Raw genomic sequence first — 20144 nt, 5'->3', positions numbered from 1 at the left:
CCGACCACACCGACCACACCGACCCCCGCCGACCACACCGACAGGACCTACACCGTGGGCAACCAGCCCACCTTCCCCGCCAGCAGCGCGTACCCGACGAACGCTCCGATGTCGAGCAGAGCATGGGCCGCCACCAGTGGACCGACCCGCCCCCAGCGCCGGTACAGGAGCACGAACACCACGCCCATCACCATGTTCCCGATGAAGCCGCCGATCCCCTGGTACAGGTGGTACGAGCCGCGCAGCACCGAACTCGCCGCCAGCGATGCCATCGGCGTCCACCCCAACTGTCCGAGCCTGCGCAGCAGATACCCGACGACGATGACCTCCTCCAGCACGGAGTTCTGCACCGCGGAGAGGATCAGCACGGGGAACTTCCACCACACGTCGGGCAGCGACTCCGGCACCACCGTCAGATTGAACCCGACCGCCTGCGCCACCAGGTAGAACGCGAGCCCGGCGCTGCCGATACCGGCCGCCACCAGCGTTCCGCGGCCGAGATCCGGCCAGGGCCGGCGCCCGTCGAAGCCGATGTCGCGCACGCCGCTGCCCTCTCGCAGCAGCAGATGCGCGACCAGGGCGACCGGCACCAGCGCGGTGCTGATGCCGAACAGCTGCCAGGCGAGATCGAGCCAAGGTCGGCCCGGTGCCGCCGACGAATTGAGCGTGGCTGCCTGACTGTTCAGCGACTCCGGTTTCGTCAGCGAACCAATAAAACTGATCAGCGCCGACACACCGCTCGCGCCGAGCGAGAGCGCCAGCACAAGCACCGTCTCGGAGCGCAAGGTCTTCCGTGAGATGGCCTCCTGGGGAAAAGAACCGGCCATCTGGCCCGCCTCCGCCTGCACACCTGCCTCCAGTTGAGTAATCCCGCCATCATGCCCGTCACAGCGCCGCTAGGGTCTCGAATGCAGGTACGAAGATCGCACGAGACAGGCCGGGGGCGGACGCCGTACAGCGGCGTAGCCCTGCCCGTCCGTCCTTCGGCCCCTTGTCCATGCTCCCGGCACTTGTTCATCCTCCCGGCCCTTGTTCACCCTTCACGAAGGAGGGGCTCCCCCACCATGGGACGTCACAGCTTGCCCGACAGACGCGCGAGGAACGCGGGCAGGGCCCGTTCGCCGCGCCGTCAGCACGTCACCCTCGCCACCGCACTCGTGCTGGCCGTGGCGGCGGGAACAGGAATCGCGGCACAGAGCGGACTGCTCTCCTTAGCCGACTCGTGCGAGAGCGACCCCGTGCGGCTGGACCTCGTGGCGTCCCCCGATATCGCCCCGGCCCTGCGCGGCGTCGCCGACCGGGCCAGGCGGGACAGGGTGACCTCCGACGACCGGTGCCTCGACATCCGCGTCACGGCCCGCGAGAACTACAAGGTCGCGGACGCGCTCGCCAACGCTTCGCGCACCCCCGACTTCCAGGTCTGGGTACCCGACTCCGACGTCTGGGTGGACCGCGCCGGCGACTTCGGTGACAGTGTGCCGCTCACCCCGGCCGGCAATGTGGCCGCCTCTCCCGTGACACTGGCGGCGGTGCCCGCCTCCGCCCAGGCGCTGGGCTGGCCCCGTAAGACCTACACGTGGGCCGAGGTGGCGAGCGCGGCGACCGGTACGGACCGGCTCCTCCTCGGCTCGGCCGACCCGGGCCGCAGCGCCACGGGACTCCTCGCGCTCAGCAGCATCGCCGAGTCCGCACGGCAGGAGGGCCCCGGCGGTGACACCCGGACCGCCGCCACCGCCAAACTCCTCACCCGGCGCGTCTCCGACTCGGACACCCAGGTGCCGCAGACCCTGGCGCTGAACGACTCGGTCACGGAGAAGGACAACCCCCGCCGCAACGGTGCCGTGCTGCTCTCCGAACAGGCCGCGTTCGCCCACAACTCCGAGAGCGACGGCGCCGCGAACCTCGAACTCTTCTATCCGACGGACGGCGCGCCCGTACTCGACTATCCCTACAACCTGGTCGACCAGACCCAGCTGACCACCGACCAGAGCCGCGCCGCCATGCGGTTCATCGCCCTGCTCGGCGAGGAACCGTCGTACCGCACACTGGAGAGCCACGGCTTCCGGACGGGAGACAGCCAAGTCAAGCCCGCCCTGGTCCGTATGGCCGGTGGCCGTTCACCCCAGCCGTACGAGAAGGGCGACGCGGGACCACCGTCCGCGGAGAGCCTCCAGCAGACGCTCGGCCTGTGGGCCGTGTCGGTGCAGAGCGCGCGGCTGACGACGGTCGTGGACGCCTCGGGTTCGATGGCGGCGCCCGTGCCGGGCCGCAAGGGCCAGAACCGGATGGCTCTCACCAAGGCCGCGCTGCTCCGGGCTCTCGCCACGTTCACCGCCGAGGACGAGATCGGCCTGTGGGAGTTCAGCACGCGCCTGGACGGCTCCAAGGACTACCGCGAGCTGGAGCGGACGGCCCGGCTCGGCGCACCGGTGACGGACGGCGGCACCCACCGCGAACGCCTGTCGGAGGCCATCGACGCGCTCGAGCCCATCGTGGGCGGTGACACCGGTCTGTACGACACGACGCTGGCCGCCTACAAGAAGGCCCAGGCCGACTACGTACGCGGCAAGTTCAACGCGGTCATCGTCCTCACCGACGGCTCCAACAAGGACGACGACTCCATCTCACGCGGCACGTTGATCAAGCAGTTGCGCAAGCTCGCGGATCCCAGCCGTCCGGTGCCGCTGATCGCGGTCGCCGTGGGACCGGACGCCGACCGGGGCGAGGTCGGCGAGATCGCCGAGGCGACCGAGGGTTCGGGCTACGAGGTGACCGACCCCGCCGACATCCAGGCCGTGATCCTCCGGGCCATCATGGCGATGGGCCGCGCGCACGAGTCCTGACGCCCGGGGCGGACGGGCGCCGGGCGCCGGTCCGCCGCTCGGCGGGCCGCACGGGATGGCTCATCGCGACGACCCGCGCATCGCGATGAGCCACCCGGCCCGGCGGCACAGCCTCCCTCGGGAGCGCTACGGGAATCCCAGCGGCCAGGTGTGCACCGGCTCCCCCTGATGCATCAGCTCGCAGTAACGGCGCGTGGTGGCCGCGAGCGCGGCGTCCCGGTCCAGCCCCGCCTCCAGCGCCCGGTGGAAGGTGTCCACCTGCCACGACGCTCCGTTCACCCGCCGCTTGCACCGCTCCTCGATCACACCGAGATAGAAGTCGCGGTCCATGGGCTCGACCTGCCACGCGTCGAGTCCGGCCGCCGCGAGGGGCAGCAGTTCGTCACGTACGAGCTTCACCACCGGCACCGTGGTGATCCCGGCGGCCCGCCCGGGACGCGGCCACCGCAGTTCGGCCTCGATGCCGTAGCGGCAGGCGGCGTCGAAGTTCGCGGCCGCGTCGGCGAAGGGCAGCCTGCTCCACACCGGCCGGGCGTCCTCGGCGAGCGCGCGCACCAGGCCGTAGTAGAAGGCGGCGTTGGCGATCACATCCGTGACCGTGGGGCCCGCGGGCAGGACGCGGTTCTCCACCCGCAGATGCGGTACGCCGTCGGCGACCTCGTACACCGGCCGGTTCCAGCGGTAGACGGTGCCGTTGTGCAGCGCCAGTTCCTGGAGGTCCGGCACCCCGCCGGCGTCGAGCACACGCAGCGGGTCCTCATGGCCGGAGATCGGCAGCAGGGGCGGGAAGTAGCGCAGGTTCTCCTCGAACAGGTCGTACGCGGAGTCGATCCAGCGCTCGCCGAACCAGGTCCGTGGGCGCACGCCCTGTGCCTTCAGCTCCGGCGGCCGGGTGTCGGTGGCCTGTTCGAAGAGCGGCGGCCTCGACTCCCGCCACAGCTCCCGGCCGAACAGGAACGGCGCGTTGGCACCGAGTGCCACCTGCACGGATGCCACGGCCTGGGCGGCGTTCCACACATCGGCGAACCGGTCGGGGGTGACCTGGAGATGCAGTTGCACAGAGGTGCAGGCGGCCTCGGGCGCGATGGACGCCGACGTGGTCGACAGCCGCTCCACGCCCTCGATGTCGAGCGTGAAATCCTCGCCCCGCGCCGCGGCCATCTGCTCGTTGAGCAGTGTGTAGCGGTGGACATCGGAGAGATTCGCGGAGACCACATCGTGCTGGGTGAGGGTCGGAAGAATTCCGATCATCACGACCCCCGCGTCCACCTCGCTGGCTTTGCGGTGCGCATATCCGAGGCCGGTACGCAGTTCCTCGGCGAGCTGATCGAGAACCCGGCCGCCGATCCTGTGCGGAGCGACATTTACTTCCATGTTGAACATTCCGAGTTCGGTCTGGAAATCACCGCTCGCGATGCGCTTCAGCACCTCCGCATTCATCATGCGCGGCATCCCGTCGGAGCCGGCCAGATTGAGTTCGATCTCCAGCCCCATCAGGTTCTTGGGCCGGTCGAACCTCTCGTCCGCCAGGAGCCGCTCCAGCACCGCCAGGCACTGTTGCAACTTCCTGCGGTATTTCTGCCGATCGGACAGGTCGGAACCGCCCGCCTCGACCTTCTCCCCCATCGAAGTGTCCCTCCTCGAGTGGGCGGCCCGCGGCACGGGCGCTCGCGTCACGATCGATAATGCCCACACCGCGTGATCCGTAACGTCCCCGTCGGCGCTCTGATACCACTACAGTGTTGACTTCGGTCGTTCGGCACATTCCTTTGGCATGACGGGGCACTCTGTTTCCATTGCCCGACCGCCAGTAAAAGACTCCACCGAGTTACCGACGAGTTTCGGCCGTACCCAGGAGAAGGGTAAGCCCAGGCCAGCGGCCTGGGCTCACTGTTTATCAACAGAAAACCCGCGGGAGATGGTCCGGATAGCGACTTGTTCGCAATATCTGTGAGAGCTAGCAGAAACATGGTGTGAACACATGTCGTATAAACTCCGCCTACGAGGCAGAGAGTCGGCGTCCGGCCTTTTGGCCCGCAAGCCCACCTCTGACCCCGCACGCTGACAGCGACGTCCGCACCCGCTCACGCTCCATTTCGCGCATCACCCTGTCTCCTGAAGTGAGAGGCAACCCACCATGCCGCTGCATATTCCCCCGGCTCCCGCGCCTGCCCTGCGCAGCGTTCTCGCGGCACTCAGTTCCCCCACCGCCGTGCGCGATGCCCGCACCCCCGCTCTGCAGTCCGTCCAGGGACCGCTGAGCCCCGAACTGCCCCTGCCCGTCCATGTGCTCGACCATGTCACCCCCGTGGACCGGGCGCCGTCGGCCTCGGGCAGTACGCCACGGACCAGGCTGACCGGCTGGCGCTTCGTCATCCGCAGCGGCGACCGTGCCGTGGCCGCCGCCGACACGATGCTCACGGCGGACGGCTGGGCCTTCTCGCGCTTCTTCGAAGGCCCCTACATCACCGCCACGGAGCGCGCGCTGCGTCAGGCCGAGAGCCTGGGAACCGCTTACCAGCCCCGGCTGTTGTCGGTACCCGAGCTGTACATGCTCACGCTCTGGCTGCACGGGGACACGGAAGCCGACGCCTCTTCGGGGGCGCCCGCGCCGGCCGACATCCTCGTACCTCTCGCACCGGCCCCACCGGGCATCGCGGCCCACCGCCCGCACCGGGTGGCCGAGTTGCTGCCGATGATCGGACTACGGCTCTCCCCCGCGCCGCTCCTGCGCACTCCCGCCTGAAGCGCCTGAAGCGCCTGAAGCGCCTGAAGCGCCTGAAGCCGAACGTTCCGCACCACCCGTGCCCCGGGGCCCCAGCGGTCTCGGGGCACGGTCGTACCCATCCGGACTAGCCCGGTTCGGCCACCCCGAACCACCCGAAAAGTTGGCGGAGTTGAGCTGAACCGTCCGGCCGGGTGACTCGTCCTTAAGCAGAAGGAAGTGCTGCCGCGAAATCCCTGCGGATTGCCGTCCGTAGGGCAACACTAGGACTGGACCAGACAGATACGGGGGGCGGCCATGAACACATCGAGCCGCAGGACACTCACCACGACACAGCGAAAGAACCCGCCCATGTGCCAGCACCAACCAGCCTGCCCGCCAGCCGACTCCGCCGACCACGACGCCGCACGACTGATGGCGCACCATCCGGAGCAAGGCTGGAGCCTGCTGTGCAATGGCGTCCTGCTCTTCGAGGACACCGGAGAACTGCTGCCCGACGGGAAGATCATCGACCCTCATCGGCCGCAGCGCGGCGACCAGGTGGTGACGGCGGCGTAACCGCCGCCGGTATGACGGGGGCCGGCCCGGAGAGTCTCCTCCGCACCGGCCCCGACGCATGAACGGCCCCGTGCGAACGGCCCGTTGCGGTGCCGTGGCGGCACCAGGCCCGCGTCAGTTCTCGTACGCGTCCAGCGGCGGGCAGGAGCAGACCAGGTTACGGTCACCGAACGCGCCGTCGATCCGGCGGACCGGCGGCCAGTACTTGTCCGCGGCAGCGACCCCGGTCGGGAAGACCGCCTCCGCGCGGCTGTACGGGTGCTCCCACTCCCCGCCCAACGTGGCCGCCGTGTGCGGCGCGTTGCGCAACGGGTTGTCGTCCGCGGGCCATTCGCCCGACGCGACCTTCTCGATCTCCCGACGGATCGCGATCATCGTCTCGCAGAAGCGATCGATCTCGGTCAGATCCTCGCTCTCCGTGGGTTCGATCATCAGCGTGCCCGCCACCGGGAACGACATCGTCGGCGCGTGGAAGCCGTAGTCGATCAGCCGCTTCGCGATGTCGTCGACACTGACGCCGGTGGCCTTGGACAGCGGCCGCAGATCCACGATGCACTCGTGCGCGACCAGTCCGTTCGGACCGGTGTAGAGCACGGGGTAGTGCGGTTCGAGACGCTTGGCGATGTAGTTGGCGGCGAGGACGGCCACCTGAGTGGCGCGCTTGAGGCCCTCCCCGCCCATCAGCCGTACGTACGCCCAGGAGATGGGCAGAATGCCGGCCGACCCCCACGGAGCCGCCGAGATCGGCCCGACGCCCGTCTCGGGCCCCGCCGCGGGCTGGAGCGGGTGGTTGGGCAGGTACGGGGCGAGGTGGGCCCGTACCCCCACCGGCCCCACACCGGGGCCGCCGCCGCCGTGCGGGATGCAGAACGTCTTGTGCAGGTTCAGATGGGAGACGTCCGAGCCGAACCGGCCCGGCTTCGCCAGCCCCACCAGCGCGTTGAGGTTCGCGCCGTCGACGTACACCTGACCGCCCGCGTCGTGCACGGCGGCACAGACGTCGCCGATGTGCTCCTCGAACACACCGTGCGTGGACGGGTAGGTGACCATCAGCACGGCCAGTTCGTCGCCGTACTGCTCGATCTTGGCGTGCAGGTCCTCGACGTCGACGTCGCCGTCCTCACGCGTCCTGACGACGACGACCTTCATCCCCGCCATCACCGCGCTCGCGGCGTTCGTGCCGTGCGCGGAGGACGGGATGAGACAGACCGTGCGCCCCGTGTCGCCGTTGGCCCGGTGGTAGGCGCGTACGGCCAGCAGCCCGGCCAGCTCGCCCTGCGAACCGGCGTTGGGCTGGAGGGACACCGCGTCATAACCGGTGACCTCGGCCAGCCGCTCCTCCAGCTCACGGATCAGTGTCAGATAGCCCTGCGCCTGCCCGGCCGGGGCGAAGGGGTGCAGCGCCGCGAACGCGGGCCAGGTGACCGGCTCCATCTCGGTGGTCGCGTTCAGCTTCATGGTGCAGGAACCGAGCGGGATCATGCCCCGGTCCAGCGCGTAGTCACGGTCGGCGAGCCGGCGCAGGTAACGCAGCATCGCGGTCTCGGAACGGTACTGGTGGAAGACCGGATGCGTCAGATAGTCGTCGGTCCGCAGCAGGGCGTCCGGCAGGGCGTCGTCCGTGGCCGCGTCCAGTTCCTCGATGTCACCGTCGACACCGAACGCGGTCCACACGGCGGCCAGTTGGGCCCGCCCGGTGGTCTCGTCACAGGCGAGGGAGACCTGGTCGGCGTCCACGAGGTGGAGGTTGACCCCGCCCTCGCGGGCGGCGGAGACCACCTCGGCGGCCCGGCCGGGGACCCGGACGGTCAGCGTGTCGAAGTACGCGCCGTGCACGACCTCGGCGCCGCCCGCGCGCAGCCCCTCGGCGAGCAGCACCGCGTACCGGTGCGTGCGCCGCGCGATGGCCCGCAGCCCTTCCGGGCCGTGGTGGACCGCGTACATCCCGGCCATGACGGCGAGGAGCACCTGCGCGGTACAGATATTGCTGGTGGCCTTCTCGCGGCGGATGTGCTGCTCACGGGTCTGGAGCGCCAGCCGGTACGCCTTGTTGCCGTCGGCGTCCACGGAGACCCCGACGAGCCGGCCGGGCAGGTTGCGCGCGAACTTCTCCCGGACGGCCATGAATCCGGCGTGCGGTCCGCCGAAGCCCATCGGCACCCCGAAGCGCTGGGTGGTGCCCACCGCGATGTCCGCGCCCAGCTCACCGGGGGAGGTGAGGAGCGTCAGCGCGAGCAGGTCGGCGGCGACGGTGACGATCGCGCCGAGACCGTGCGCCTGCTCGACCACCGGCCCGATGTCCCGGACGGCCCCGGAGGCGCCCGGGTACTGGATCAGCACCCCAAAGACGCCCCGCTCGGCGACCTCGGCCGGGATTCCCTCGCTCAGGTCGGCGACCACGACCTCGACGCCGGTCGGCTCGGCACGTGTCTGGATCACGGCGACGGTCTGCGGCAGGGCGTCGGCGTCGACCAGGAAGACACCGTCCTTGACCTTGCCGACGCGGCGGGAGAGCGCCATGGCCTCCGCCGCCGCCGTGCCCTCGTCCAGCAGGGAGGCACCCGACGTGGGCAGGCCGGTCAGCTCGGCCACCACGGTCTGGAAGTTGAGCAGCGCCTCGAGACGGCCCTGCGAGATCTCCGGCTGGTACGGCGTGTACGCGGTGTACCAGGCCGGGTTCTCCATGACGTTGCGCAGGATCACGGGCGGCGTGAAGGTGCCGTAGTAGCCGAGGCCGATCATGGGCGCCAGCACCTTGTTCCGGTCCGCGAGGGACCGCAGCTCGGCCAGGACCTCTGCCTCGGTACGGGCATCGGGCAGCGCCAGCGCCTCCGTGCTCTTGATCACGTCGGGCACCGCGGCGGCGGTCAGCTCGTCGAGCGACCCGTACCCGACCTGCGCCAGCATCTTCGCCTGCGCCTCAGCGTCGGGCCCGATGTGGCGCTGCTCGAAGGGGGTGCCTCGCTCCAGCTGGGAGAGCGGAATGCGGTTGGCGGTCATTGAGAGGCCTCCTGGTCTGTCACGACCTGCGAGGGGCACCATGGCGCGGGTGCCCGGATGGCCTCCCCCTCTGTCATCTCGACCTGAGAGCTTCACCGGTCCGTCGTGAAACGGTCCGGCTTTCACCGTCGGTGAGAGCGGGAGCCGTCCGGCGCCCGCCCTGCTTTCCAGAGTGACCTCGTCCGTGCGGTACGGGGGCCTGAGAGATTCCGGGGAGGAGTTGCTCCTTCGGCGCCTCCGGCAATTTCACCGGAGAACTCTCCCGCACGGGGTCAGCAGCCGCTTGCCAGCCTACCAGCGCACCTTTGCCCACAACTTTCGAGTGGCCGACACCCCCATTCTGCACTTTTGTAGTGTTTAGCAGCGGTTGCGACCAATTGGAGGGACCGTGGAGACCGATATCGATCCGCGCAGTCTGATAGGGCGCAAGGCCTTCGACAAGGACGGACACAAGCTCGGCACGGTGGACGAGGTGTATCTCGACGATGCCACCGGAGTACCGGAGTGGGCGGCCGTCCGCACCGGGTTCTTCAGCCGCGACGCCTTCGTCCCCCTCGCGCCCAGTTCCTTGCTGAACGGCAGCCTACGGATCCCGTTCGAGCGTGCGCTGATCAAGGACGCCCCCGATTTCGGCGTCGGCCGCCACCTCTCTCCCGAGCAGGAAGTCCAGCTCTACCACCACTACGGTCTGGCTCTTCCTGATCCCGAGCCGCCGGAGCCGCCCGCCTCTCTGTCCGATCAGGACTCCCAGCGCGATTTCGGACGCCTGGCCGGCCAGGACGACTGACCCGTCCTACGGTCCGCCCGGTCCGCCGCTTCGTCGGGCGCCGCCGGCACCAGGGGCAGCGGCTCGGAGAGTTCCAGATCGGGATCGTCGACCCAGAACGTCCGCACCCGCCCCGGCGCGGACCCCGGCTCCTCGAACCGCACGGTGACCCTCCGAAGCCCGCTGCCCTGCACCCAGCCCGCCCCGAACTCGGCGTGGCGTACATCGTGCCCGGCGGGGAATCGTCGCTCCTCGGGCGCCACGGACACCTCGGCGGGCGGCGCTCCCCCGGTCTCCGGCGCCCGGGACACAGGGCCCACCCCGTCCTCCGCCACGATGGGCCCGCCCGTGGCCACCGCCCCGCCCACGACCCCCTGCTCCGCATCCGCCGCGCCCTTGTCCCGCGCCCCCATGTCCGCCGCGGCCTCGGCGCCCGGCTCACGAAGAGTGGTGGCGAGTTCGTCGGCCGCAGCCTGGGCGAAGAGATCCTCCTGCGTGAAGTCCGCGAGACCTGTCACGCCCACTCCCAGCAGCCGCACCCCGCCGGTGGTGTCCACCGACTCCAGCAGCCGCGCGGCGGCCTCCCGCACCACTCCCGGGTCGTCCGTGGGCCCGCGCAGCGTGTCCGAGCGGGTCAGCGTGGAGAAGTCGTACCGCCGCACCTTGAGCACCACGGTCCGCCCCGAACGTCCCGCCGCCCGCAGCCGCTCCACACACCGGTCCGCGAGCCGCTCCACCTCGGTCCGCACCCGGGCCCGGTCGTGCAGGTCGACATCGAAGGTGTCCTCGACCGACACGGACTTGGCATCGCGCTCGGACACCACGGGCCGGTCGTCGTCCCCCCTGGCCATCCGGTACAGCGAGGCGCCGTGCGCCTTCCCCAGGAGCCGTACGAGCTCGTCCTCGCCCGCCTCGGCCAGATGAGCGACCGTGGTCATCCCGGCCCGGCGCAAGTGCTCCCCGGTCGCCGGCCCCACCCCGGGCAGGATCCGTACGGGCATGGGGCCGAGCAGTTCCCGTTCCGTACCCGGCTCTATCAGAACCAGGCCGTCGGGCTTGGCCTGATCCGAGCCGATCTTCGCCAGCATCTTGGACCCCGCGAGCCCCACCGAGCCCGAGAGCCCGGTGGTCGCCCTGATGTCCTTGCGCAGCCGCTCACCGGCCGCCAGCGCGGACTCCGTGTCATCCGCCGAACCTCCCGCCTCCAGGTCCACGAAGGCCTCGTCCAGGCTCAGCGGCTCCACCAACGGCGAGAGCCTCCCCAGAAGCTCCATCACCTGCTCGCTGATCGTGCGGTAGAGCGCGAAGCGCGGCACGAGATAGGCGGCGTTCGGCGCCAGACGCCGGGCCTGAGCCATCGGCATCGCCGAATGCACCCCGAACCGTCTCGCCTCGTACGAGGCCGTCGAGACCACCCCGCGGGGGCCCAGCCCGCCGACCACCACAGGCTTTCCGCGCAGACTCGGTTTCGCTGCCTGCTCGGCGGCGGCGAAGAAGGCATCCATGTCCAGATGCAGAATGGTCGGCGCGGGTCTCACACTGCCGATGTTGCCTCACGCCACTGACAATCGGCCGACGAATCGGCGCGGGGCCGCATGCGTCCCCGCGCGAACCGCTTGATCCCGCCAACCTGGGCGCCCGGATCCGGTCACTCAGACCGCCCGGTCGCGGCGCCTCCTGGCGAGTTCGTCGGCGGGGTTGTTCCCGACCAGCGTCTCGCCGGTGTCGATCCGCTCCCCGTGGAGCTGCGACAGCGCTGCCTCGACATCCCGCCACACCACGCCGACGGCGATCCCGAAGACCCCCTGACCGCCCTGGAGCAGGCTCACGACCTCGTCGGGCGAGGAGCACTCATGGACCGTCGCACCGTCGCTCATGAGCGTCATCCGGTCAAGGTCCTGGAAACCACGGGCCCGCAGGTGCTGGACCGCCGCCCTGATGTTCTGCAGAGCGACCCCGGTGTCCAGGAACCTCTTCACGATCTTGAGGACGACCACGTCCCGGAAGCTGTAGAGCCGCTGGGTGCCCGATCCGTATGCCGGACGGACACTCGGCTCGACCAGCCCCGTACGCGCCCAGTAGTCCAACTGGCGGTAGGTGATGCCCGCCGCCGCGCACGCGGTCGGGCCCCGGTATCCGACCGTATCCGCACCGAGGTCGGCCGTACTGCTGTGAAGCGGATACGGCCCGCTCGCCGCCGTACCGTCGCCGCTGCTTCTCACGCCGACCCTCCGTCCTTGACCTGCCTTGTCGAAGGTAGGCAGTCACCAGGGGTGCGTCAACGATCGCCACACTCGCCACGCCGAGTGATAATCACCCTGAGTGTGGTTTCCCGTGCCCTATTGCGGGGAAAGGCTGATCGAATGCGCTGATGGAGCCCCGCGCAACGCTCATCGGCCGCTCACTGGCTGTTGGTTCCGAAGTCCTCCGGAGAGATCTGGTCGAGGAACTCGCGGAACTTCTCCACCTCGTCCTCCTGCTCGTCCGGGATGGCGATGCCGGCATCGTCCAGAACCCCGTCACTGCCATAGATCGGCGTGCCCGTGCGCAGCGCGAGCGCTATGGCATCGGACGGCCTGGCGCTCACCTCGACCCCGCTCGCGAAGACCAGCTCCGCGTAGAAGACCCCTTCACGCAGGTCCGTGATCCGGACTTCGGTGAGCTCCTGGCCCACCGCTTCCAGCACGTCCTTGAAGAGATCATGGGTCAGCGGCCGGGCCGGAGCCATGCCCTGCTGGGCAAAGGCAATGGCGGTCGCTTCCCCCGGTCCGATCCAAATAGGGAGGTACCGGTCGCCTCCCACTTCACGCAGGAGCACGATCGGTTGGTTGGAGGGCATTTCCACCCGGACACCCACAACGTCGAGCTCGTTCACACAGCAACCCTAGGACGTGCCCGGCCGGTTTGGGTAGTCGGGCTCCACCATGATCACTGCTGATGGACCCCGAGAGCCGATCTGACCAGTGCCGCGTGCAGCCGCACGGAGAGGGCCGCCAGCTCCTTCAAGGTCTCCTCGGCATGGGCCCTGGTCTGCGGATTACGGTGTCGGCGCAGCGGCGCGACCAGCTGTTCGACCAGTCCGGCCTCACGTTCGGCGGCCGCTTTCATGGCTCTGAGATGCCGGGGTTCCAGACCGAATTTCCCCAGATCCGAGAGAAGTTTCGCCACCGTGACGGACTCGGCGTCGTATCCGCCGTCCGGCATCGGTGTGATGAGGCCGTACGACTCCCACTCGGCGAGACCGTCCGCGTCGACCTCGGCCGCCGCCAGCAGCTCCGCACGGCCGATCCGCGCGGCCGTGGGAAGTCCGGGCTCCGCCTCCCAGCTGCCCTCCGGCAGCAGCTCCCGCTGCGGCCCCGGCAGCGGCGCACGCTCGCCACGGGCGACCGCGTCGAGGTGCTCCTTGATGACCTTCAGAGGCAGGTAGTGGTCCCGCTGCATCCGCAGCACCTGTGCCAGGCGCTCGACGTCCTCGGGACTGAATTTCCGGTAACCGGAGGGGGTTCTGCGCGGCTCGACCAGGCCCTCGGCCTCCAGGAAACGAATCTTGGAGATGGATACCTCGGGAAACTCGTCCCGCAGCCGGTTGAGCACCGCGCCGATACTCACCAGCGGGTCGCCCGTGGGGGCGGTGCCGTGATCGGCACCGCCCTTCGGTGTTCGCAGCATGGACCTTCCCTGAGGGTCACACGCCCCGCTGGCTCGCGTAGAAGACCAGCCGGTACTTCCCGATCTGGACCTCGTCGCCGTTCGCCAGCAGGACCGAGTCGATCCGCTCACGATTGACGTACGTACCGTTCAGGCTGCCCACGTCCGAGACCGTGAAATGGCCGTCCGCGCCCCTGCGGAACTCCACATGGCGACGCGACACGGTCACGTCGTCCAGGAAGATGTCACTCTCCGGATGACGGCCGGCCGTGGTCAGCTCGCCGTCCAGCAGGAAGCGGCTGCCCGAATTCGGACCGCGGCGCACCACCAGGAGCGCCGATCCGAGCGGCAGCGCGTCGACGGCGGCCTGCGCCTCCGGCGTCAGCGACGGAACGGACGTCTGACCGGTCACCTCGGAGTCGTACGCCTCGATGCCCGAGATGGAGATCGTCGAGGTCGTCTCCGAAGCACGCTCCGGGGGCACCCCGCCTCGCAGCGGCGCACCACAGTTGGAGCAGAACCGGCTGGCCTCCGCATTGCGGTGCCCACACCTCGTACAGACCGGCAAGGCCGACATAGACGGGTCCTCCTGCCGCGGCTGCCCCCCAGGGGCAGATGAATCCCCGAAACCTATGCGGCCGGGACCGGCAGGGTCAACAGACGACGCGCCGGGGGCCTCACCACCCACCTGGTCACGGAAGAGCGGACGCTCGCCGCCCGGTTCCTCGCTCCCGCCATGACGCGACGCGCGATGGCGGGCGGAGCCGCCACTGTCCTCACGCGCACTCTTGCCGAACAACTTCCCAAACAACTTCACGGGCGATTCCCCTTGACCGATACAGACCCGCCCGTGGGGCAGGACGAACCCTGAATGAACACACCTGCCGACCCGGACATCTTGACAACGTCCGTAACCACCGGACAGTTTCCACCACACACCGCACTGTTCGTGCGGCGACCCCCCGCAACCTCATGCCCGCGTCCGGCGGCTGCCATGCGCCCCCGCCTCACTGCGATGACGACCGAGCGTAGCCAGGGCGCTTCACCGGTCGCAAGGCATCCACAATGATCTTCTCAGCCCGCGCCACCGTGGCCGTGGCCTGCTCCTTCTCCAGCGTCTGGACCACCCCGCCCGGAATGTTCAGGGCGGGCTCCAGATCCTGCGGCTTACCGATGACCTTGAAGTGGTACGGCGCCTTGACCGCCCTGCCGTCGACCCGGAGGTCACCGCCCGTACCCGAGAAATACGTATTCGCGACGACCCGTACGTCATTGACCTGGATGGCCTCGGCGCCCGCGGCGCGCAGCTCCTGGACCGTGTCGAGCAGCATGTCCGGTTCGACCGTGCCGTTCGGGTCATTGACGGTCAGCGTGATACCGGGCCCCTGCGCGGCGACCGTGCCGGCCAGGATCCCCAACTGCTGCTCCTTCTCCTTCGTCTGCTTACGCGCCTCCTCGGCCTGGTCCGAGCTGGTCTCCAGTTCGGTGCGCTGGGCATCGAGGCGCTGCTTCTCGTCTTCAAGACGCTGAGTACGGTCATCCAGTTCATCGAGGATCCGTACAAGATCCTCCTGACGGGCGCCTCGCAGGGCGCTGTCGTCGTTGTTGGACCGTACCTGGATGGCGAGTCCGAGACCGAGCACGAACAGCAGCAGGGCGACGACGAGTTGAGCCCGCGTGACACGCGGCGGCCACAGGCCGTCCGCCAACCGCTGGCGTCCGGTGAGCTGTTGGGGTTCCGGCTCCGGCGAGGTGGGCGGTGTGCCCTCCGGGCCGTCCGCGTTGCCGTCCTCGTTCTTGGGTGTCTCTCCGTTGCTCATCGGCCTCACGCCCGGAACACGTGCCGGCGGATCGCGGCAGCGTTGGAGAAGATACGGATACCGAACACGACCACCACGCCGGTGGACAACTGCGCGCCCACGCCCAGCTTGTCGCCCAGGAAGACGATGAGCGCGGCCACCACGACGTTCGACAGGAAGGAGACGACGAACACCTTGTCGACGAAGATCCCGTCGAGCATGGCCCGCAGGCCACCGAAGACCGCGTCGAGAGCCGCGACGACGGCGATCGGCAGATAGGGCTCGACCACCGCCGGTACTTCGGGCCGGACCAACAGTCCGACCACGACTCCCACGACGAGGCCCAGTACGGCGATCACGATGTGCCCTTCCCACTGTCGGCCGTGCTCTGCCCGTTGCCCTTGCCGGCGTCGGTGGCCTTCGGCTCTGCTGTACGTACGATCAGGCTCGGCGCGGCCGGCAGACGCACCTCTTCCTGCTCGGAAATGCTGGTACGGACGCCGAAGCTCTCCTGTAGAGAGTGCAGATACTGGCCGTCGGCGCTGTCCTGGAATTTGGTGCTCAGCTTTTTCCCGTTCCCCACCGCGAGCACCGTGTACGGCGGCACCAGTGGCCTGTTGTCGACCAGTATGGCGTCACCCGCGGCCCGGATCGCCGACAGCGAGGTCAGTCGCTGTCCGTTGATCGAGATCGCTTCCGCGCCCGACTCCCAGAGGCCGTTGACGACGCGCTGCATGTCCCGGTCGCGCACCCGGCCCGTGTCGGAGAAGCTACTGCTCTCGCGCGGTCCGCCGCCATCCGATTCTGAGTTCTTGGCGTCGTCGACGACCAGCTTCACGCCCGGACCGTGCACGGGCGTCGCTCCGGAGAGCAGAGCGACCAACTCGCCCTGGTCGCCGCCGTGCTCCCGCAGTGCCGCGCGCTGACGCTCGCCGACCTCGGTACGGAGCTTCTCCACCGTCCGTTCCAACGAGTCGGCCGTGGAGGTCTCCGAGTCGATCCGGTCGATGAGTTCCTCGCGTTCCTTCGCCACCACCGGGGCGGAGATCCGCGCCTGGGCCGCGCCGACCGTGACCACCAGGGCGGCCAGTACCAGTCCCGCCGCGAGTCCGAGCTTGGCCCGGAGCGTACGCGGAAGTCCGCCTTCCTCGGCGTCCCTGCGGGCCGCTGCCTCCGCGTAACCCTCGTCGAGACTGTGGTCCATCACATTGTTCAGCAGCGACATCGACGCGTCGGGACGCGGCGGCGGAGAGGCGGTACTCCGGTTGGGGGGGTGCTGCGACATGCCGCACATCGTCGCACGTCGGCGACCTTACCTCCGAATGGCCCCACCGGTGTGCCGTACGGCGGCATGAGCCGCCCTACGGCACACCGGTTGCGGGTGCTCAGTGACCGGCGCTGTCCACGACGGCCGACCATTCGTCGAGCAGCTCCTGGGCGGACGCGTCGTCAGGTCCTTCCGCCCACAGATGGGTGACGGCCTCCGCGGGGTCCGGAAGCACCATGACCCACCGGCCGTCGGCCTCCACCACCCGTACGCCGTCCGTCGTGTCCACCTGCCGGTCCCCGGCCGCTTCCACGACACTGCGCATCACCAGGCCCTTGACGGCCCACGGAGTCGCCAGATCCCGCCGCAGCACGTGGGCGCTCGGGATCCGGGCGTCGATCTGGCTCAAGGTGAGCTGTGTACGGGCCACCAGGCCGATCAGCCGCACAAAGGCGGCCGTACCGTCGAGGACGCTGCTGAACTCCGGCACGATAAAGGCTCCGCGCCCGTCACCGCCGAAGATCGTGGAATCCTCCCGGCCCACCCGGGTCAGATCGTCCGGCGACGTGGTCGTCCACTCCACCTGTGTCCCGTGGTACGCCGCGACCTGCTCGGCGATCCTCGTCGTGGTCACGGGCAGCGCCACCCGCCCGCTGCGCCGCTCGGCGGCGACCAGATCGAGCATCACGAGCAGGGCCCGGTCGTCCTCAATGATCCGGCCCCGCTCGTCGACGAGCGACAGCCGCTCGCCGACGGGGTCGAACCGGACACCGAACGCGGCACGCGCTGAGGCGACGATCTCGCCGAGCCTGACCAGTCCGGAGCGGCGTGATTCGGCCGTCTCGGTCGGGCGGGACTCGTCCAGGCCCGGGTTGATGGTCAGCGAATCGACGCCGAGCCGGCCCAGCAGACTGGGCAGCACCAGGCCGGCGCTGCCGTTGGACGCGTCGACCACGACCTTGAGCCCGGCGTCCGCGATCCCCGTCGTGTTGACATTGCGGAGCAGCGAGCCGGTGTACGAGTCGAAGACGCTGGCGGGGAAGTGCAGATCCCCGATCTCTCCGGGGAAGGCACGGCGGTACTCCTGCCGCGCGTACACCCGGTCCAGCTTTCGCTGACCGCCTTGCGACAGGTCGGCGCCCCGTTCGTCGAAGAACATGATGTCGACGGAGTCGGGCACACCCGGGGTGGTACGGATCATGATGCCGCCGGCACTGCCGCGGGCGGTCTGCTGCCGGGCTACAGGCAGCGGCACATTCTCCAGGTCCCGTACGTCGATGGCGCTGGACTGGAGCGAGGAGATCACTGCCCGCTTGAGCGCGCGGGCACCACGCGAGTGGTCTCGCGCCGTGGTGACGGTGGACCCCTTCTTCAGGGTCGTGGCGTACGCGCCGGCCAGCCGCACCGCCACTTCCGGCGTGATCTCGACGTTCAGGATGCCGGAGACACCACGGGCTCCGAAGAGGTGTGCCTGGCCCCTGGATTCCCAGATCACCGAGGTGTTGACGAAAGCGCCGGCCTCGATGGTCTTGAACGGATAGACCCGCACATTGCCCTGGATGATCGATTCCTCGCCGACGAGACACTCGTCGCCGATGACCGCGCCGTCCTCGATCCGGCACGCGCGCATGATGTCGGTGTTCTTGCCGATCACGCAGCCGCGGAGGTTGCTGTGCTGGCCGATGTAGACGTTGTCGTGGACGACGGCCTTGTGAAGGAACGCGCCGGTCTTGACGACCACATTGGATCCGACGACGGTGTGTTCGCGAATCTCGGCGTCGGCTTCGACCTTGGCGTAGTCACCGATGTACAGGGGGCCCCGCAGAACGGCGTCGGGATGCACTTCGGCGCCCTCGGCCACCCAGACACCGGGTGACATCTCGAAGCCGTCGATATCGACGTCGACTTTGCCCTCGAGCACATCTGCCTGGGCCTTGACGTAGCTCTCGTGCGTGCCCACGTCCTCCCAGTAGCCCTCGGCGATATAGCCGTAGATCGGCTTGCCCTCCTTCATCAGCTGAGGGAAGACGTCACCGGACCAGTCCACCGAGACATCCGCTTCGACGTAGTCGAAGACCTCGGGCTCCATCACATAGATGCCCGTGTTCACGGTGTCCGAGAAGACCTGACCCCATGTGGGCTTCTCCAGGAAGCGTTCGACCTTCCCTTCCTCGTCCACGATGGTGATACCGAATTCCAGCGGATTCGGCACACGGGTCAGGCACACCGTCACCAGTGCGCCCTTCTCCTTGTGGAAAGCGATGAGATCGGTCAGGTCGAAATCGGTGAGGGCGTCACCGGAAATGACGAGGAAGGTGTCGTCCTTGAGGGCTTCCTCGGCATTCTTCACACTCCCTGCGGTGCCGAGCGGCTTCTCCTCGTTGGCGTAGGTGAGCTCCATGTCGAGCTCTTCTCCGTCGCCGAAATAGTTCTTGACGAGGGAGGCGAGGAATTGCACGGTGACGACGGTCTCGCTGAGCCCATGACGCTTGAGCAGCCGTAGCACATGCTCCATGATCGGCCGGTTTACGACCGGCAGGAGCGGCTTGGGCATGCTAGAGGTCATGGGACGAAGTCGAGTACCTTCGCCACCGGCCATCACGACGGCCTTCATGTCGGAAGCGTCCTCCTTGAAGAGACGGTCTCGCCGACTTCACCCGTCCGGACAGTGGCCCCTTGGCGTCAGGTGTGGACCAGCGACTCTGCATGGCACCACTGCGACGAGCTCAATCGGCCACGGTGTCCGCTTTGACGAGCCGGCGGACTTGGACCACATACAGGATTCCTGCCCACCAATAGAGACTTGTACCCCATCCTGCGAACGCCCATCCGAAAACTTCGGCGAGTGACGCAAGCCATCCACTTCCGTCACTGAGGAGCAGAAGCGGGAAGGCGTACATCAAGTTGAACGTAGCCGCCTTCCCGAGGAAGTTCACCTGGGGAGGCGGATAGCCGTGCCGGCGGAGGATTGCCACCATCACCAGAAGCACCAGTTCCCGGGCCAACAGCGCCACGGTGAGCCAGAGCGGCAGGATCTCCCGCCAGGTGAGCCCGAGGAGGGTGGAAAGGATGTAGAGCCGGTCCGCGGCGGGGTCCAGTAGCCGCCCCAGGCTGCTGATCTGGTTCCACTTGCGTGCGAGCTTGCCGTCGAGGTAGTCGCTGACACCACTCAGCATCAGCACCAGCAGGGCCCAGCCGTCGCTGTTGGGCCCCCCGAACTCGGGGCGAAGAATCAGCCACAGGAAGAGCGGGACGCCGATGAGGCGGGCCATGCTGAGAATGTTCGGGATGGTGAGCACCCGGTCCGTCTGAACGCGAGTCTCCTGGACCTCCACCCGGGGGCCTCCTGTGTGGAAAATGCCGACGATGCCTCCTGACCTTACCCTCAGCATCGTCACCTGGACGCAAGGGGGTAACCGGACATCTCCTGAAAATTGCTCTAAAACGCAGGAATGCCCCGTACCATGACTGGTACGGGGCATTCCCACAACAATTGTTCGGCGGCGTCCTACTCTCCCACAGGGTCCCCCCTGCAGTA

The 20144-nt window shown here is 68.6% G+C and carries 17 protein-coding genes and 1 riboswitch; of the genes, 4 read left to right on the top strand and 13 right to left on the bottom strand.

Features of this window, described 5'->3' with window-relative positions:
• Positions 1 to 47 precede the first annotated feature (47 nt).
• On the bottom strand, positions 48 to 827 hold the full coding sequence (locus tag ACIOJD_RS12590; protein WP_401911810.1) for a CPBP family intramembrane glutamic endopeptidase: 780 nt from the start codon (positions 825 to 827) through the stop codon (positions 48 to 50).
• Between the two features lie 237 nt (positions 828 to 1064).
• Between ACIOJD_RS12590 and ACIOJD_RS12585 the strand changes: the two genes are divergently transcribed.
• Positions 1065 to 2843, top strand: a complete 1779-nt coding sequence (locus tag ACIOJD_RS12585; protein ID WP_401911807.1) for a substrate-binding domain-containing protein — start codon at positions 1065 to 1067, stop codon at positions 2841 to 2843.
• Between the two features lie 126 nt (positions 2844 to 2969).
• Here the strand turns inward: ACIOJD_RS12585 and ACIOJD_RS12580 are convergent, their stop codons facing one another.
• Positions 2970 to 4469 carry a glutamate--cysteine ligase gene (locus ACIOJD_RS12580; RefSeq protein WP_401911805.1) on the bottom strand — a complete coding sequence of 500 codons (1500 nt, stop codon included), beginning with the start codon at positions 4467 to 4469 and terminating at the stop codon, positions 2970 to 2972.
• Between the two features lie 511 nt (positions 4470 to 4980).
• On the opposite strand from ACIOJD_RS12580, the gene ACIOJD_RS12575 reads away from it, so the two are divergent.
• Together ACIOJD_RS12575 and ACIOJD_RS12570 are read left to right on the top strand one after the other, a co-directional pair.
• Positions 4981 to 5589 carry a hypothetical protein gene (locus ACIOJD_RS12575; protein WP_401911802.1) on the top strand — a complete coding sequence of 203 codons (609 nt, stop codon included), beginning with the start codon at positions 4981 to 4983 and terminating at the stop codon, positions 5587 to 5589.
• 330 nt (positions 5590 to 5919) lie between these two features.
• Positions 5920 to 6126: a DUF5999 family protein gene (locus tag ACIOJD_RS12570; protein ID WP_401913842.1), complete on the top strand. Its 207-nt coding sequence runs from the start codon at positions 5920 to 5922 to the stop codon at positions 6124 to 6126.
• A gap of 114 nt (positions 6127 to 6240) precedes the next feature.
• Here ACIOJD_RS12570 and gcvP read toward each other — a convergent pair whose 3' ends face one another.
• Positions 6241 to 9126: an aminomethyl-transferring glycine dehydrogenase gene (gene gcvP / locus ACIOJD_RS12565; protein ID WP_401911799.1), complete on the bottom strand. Its 2886-nt coding sequence runs from the start codon at positions 9124 to 9126 to the stop codon at positions 6241 to 6243.
• A gap of 177 nt (positions 9127 to 9303) precedes the next feature.
• A riboswitch (glycine riboswitch) is annotated at positions 9304 to 9401 on the bottom strand.
• 113 nt (positions 9402 to 9514) lie between these two features.
• Here gcvP and ACIOJD_RS12560 point away from each other — a divergent pair.
• Positions 9515 to 9913 (top strand): PRC-barrel domain-containing protein, encoded by a 399-nt coding sequence (locus ACIOJD_RS12560; RefSeq protein WP_401887486.1) that lies wholly within the window; start codon positions 9515 to 9517, stop codon positions 9911 to 9913.
• Here ACIOJD_RS12560 and ACIOJD_RS12555 read toward each other — a convergent pair.
• From ACIOJD_RS12555 to ACIOJD_RS12510, 10 genes are all read right to left on the bottom strand, one after another.
• Positions 9865 to 11430 (bottom strand): DNA polymerase IV, encoded by a 1566-nt coding sequence (locus ACIOJD_RS12555; RefSeq protein WP_401911796.1) that lies wholly within the window; start codon positions 11428 to 11430, stop codon positions 9865 to 9867. The two genes, ACIOJD_RS12560 and ACIOJD_RS12555, sit on opposite strands and share 49 nt — an antisense overlap.
• 114 nt (positions 11431 to 11544) lie before the next feature.
• On the bottom strand, positions 11545 to 12114 hold the full coding sequence (locus ACIOJD_RS12550; RefSeq protein WP_401911794.1) for a MerR family transcriptional regulator: 570 nt from the start codon (positions 12112 to 12114) through the stop codon (positions 11545 to 11547).
• Between the two features lie 179 nt (positions 12115 to 12293).
• Positions 12294 to 12767 carry a bifunctional nuclease family protein gene (locus tag ACIOJD_RS12545; protein WP_006123076.1) on the bottom strand — a complete coding sequence of 158 codons (474 nt, stop codon included), beginning with the start codon at positions 12765 to 12767 and terminating at the stop codon, positions 12294 to 12296.
• Positions 12768 to 12820: 53 nt separating this feature from the next.
• Positions 12821 to 13561: a MerR family transcriptional regulator gene (locus ACIOJD_RS12540; RefSeq protein ID WP_401911791.1), complete on the bottom strand. Its 741-nt coding sequence runs from the start codon at positions 13559 to 13561 to the stop codon at positions 12821 to 12823.
• A 16-nt stretch (positions 13562 to 13577) separates the two neighbouring features.
• The gene (locus ACIOJD_RS12535) at positions 13578 to 14477 is read right to left on the bottom strand and encodes an FHA domain-containing protein (RefSeq protein WP_401911788.1); all 900 of its coding nucleotides are present in this window, start codon (positions 14475 to 14477) and stop codon (positions 13578 to 13580) included.
• 70 nt (positions 14478 to 14547) lie between these two features.
• Complete coding sequence (locus tag ACIOJD_RS12530; RefSeq protein ID WP_401911785.1) at positions 14548 to 15360, bottom strand: DUF881 domain-containing protein; 813 nt, start codon at positions 15358 to 15360, stop codon at positions 14548 to 14550.
• A 5-nt stretch (positions 15361 to 15365) separates the two neighbouring features.
• On the bottom strand, positions 15366 to 15698 hold the full coding sequence (locus ACIOJD_RS12525; RefSeq protein WP_023543062.1) for a small basic family protein: 333 nt from the start codon (positions 15696 to 15698) through the stop codon (positions 15366 to 15368).
• Entirely contained in the window at positions 15695 to 16624 is a 930-nt protein-coding gene (locus tag ACIOJD_RS12520) for a DUF881 domain-containing protein (RefSeq protein ID WP_401911782.1), read from the bottom strand. The genes ACIOJD_RS12525 and ACIOJD_RS12520 overlap by 4 nt, the downstream gene beginning before the upstream one ends.
• Positions 16625 to 16724: 100 nt before the next feature.
• Positions 16725 to 19220, bottom strand: a complete 2496-nt coding sequence (locus ACIOJD_RS12515; protein WP_401911780.1) for a sugar phosphate nucleotidyltransferase — start codon at positions 19218 to 19220, stop codon at positions 16725 to 16727.
• 112 nt (positions 19221 to 19332) lie between these two features.
• A complete protein-coding gene (locus ACIOJD_RS12510; RefSeq protein WP_401911777.1) occupies positions 19333 to 19941 on the bottom strand; it encodes a CDP-alcohol phosphatidyltransferase family protein in 609 nt (202 codons plus the stop codon).
• Positions 19942 to 20144 lie beyond the last annotated feature (203 nt).

Source organism: Streptomyces sp. NPDC088116, assembly GCF_044741745.1.
Lineage (GTDB): Bacteria > Actinomycetota > Actinomycetes > Streptomycetales > Streptomycetaceae > Streptomyces.
This window is presented reverse-complemented; position numbering and strand designations above follow the sequence as displayed.

Bases quoted from the DNA above. Each gene is read 5' to 3' on its own strand.
- ACIOJD_RS12575 (WP_401911802.1), top strand. From the start codon at position 4,981: ATGCCGCTGCATATTCCCCCGGCTCCCGCGCCTGCCCTGCGCAGCGTT.
- ACIOJD_RS12515 (WP_401911780.1), bottom strand. From the start codon at position 19,220: ATGAAGGCCGTCGTGATGGCCGGTGGCGAAGGTACTCGACTTCGTCCC.
- ACIOJD_RS12530 (WP_401911785.1), bottom strand. From the start codon at position 15,360: ATGAGCAACGGAGAGACACCCAAGAACGAGGACGGCAACGCGGACGGC.
- ACIOJD_RS12585 (WP_401911807.1), top strand. From the start codon at position 1,065: ATGGGACGTCACAGCTTGCCCGACAGACGCGCGAGGAACGCGGGCAGG.
- ACIOJD_RS12590 (WP_401911810.1), bottom strand. From the start codon at position 827: ATGGCCGGTTCTTTTCCCCAGGAGGCCATCTCACGGAAGACCTTGCGC.
- ACIOJD_RS12580 (WP_401911805.1), bottom strand. From the start codon at position 4,469: ATGGGGGAGAAGGTCGAGGCGGGCGGTTCCGACCTGTCCGATCGGCAG.
- ACIOJD_RS12520 (WP_401911782.1), bottom strand. From the start codon at position 16,624: ATGTCGCAGCACCCCCCCAACCGGAGTACCGCCTCTCCGCCGCCGCGT.
- ACIOJD_RS12570 (WP_401913842.1), top strand. From the start codon at position 5,920: ATGTGCCAGCACCAACCAGCCTGCCCGCCAGCCGACTCCGCCGACCAC.
- ACIOJD_RS12540 (WP_401911791.1), bottom strand. From the start codon at position 13,561: ATGCTGCGAACACCGAAGGGCGGTGCCGATCACGGCACCGCCCCCACG.
- gcvP (WP_401911799.1), bottom strand. From the start codon at position 9,126: ATGACCGCCAACCGCATTCCGCTCTCCCAGCTGGAGCGAGGCACCCCC.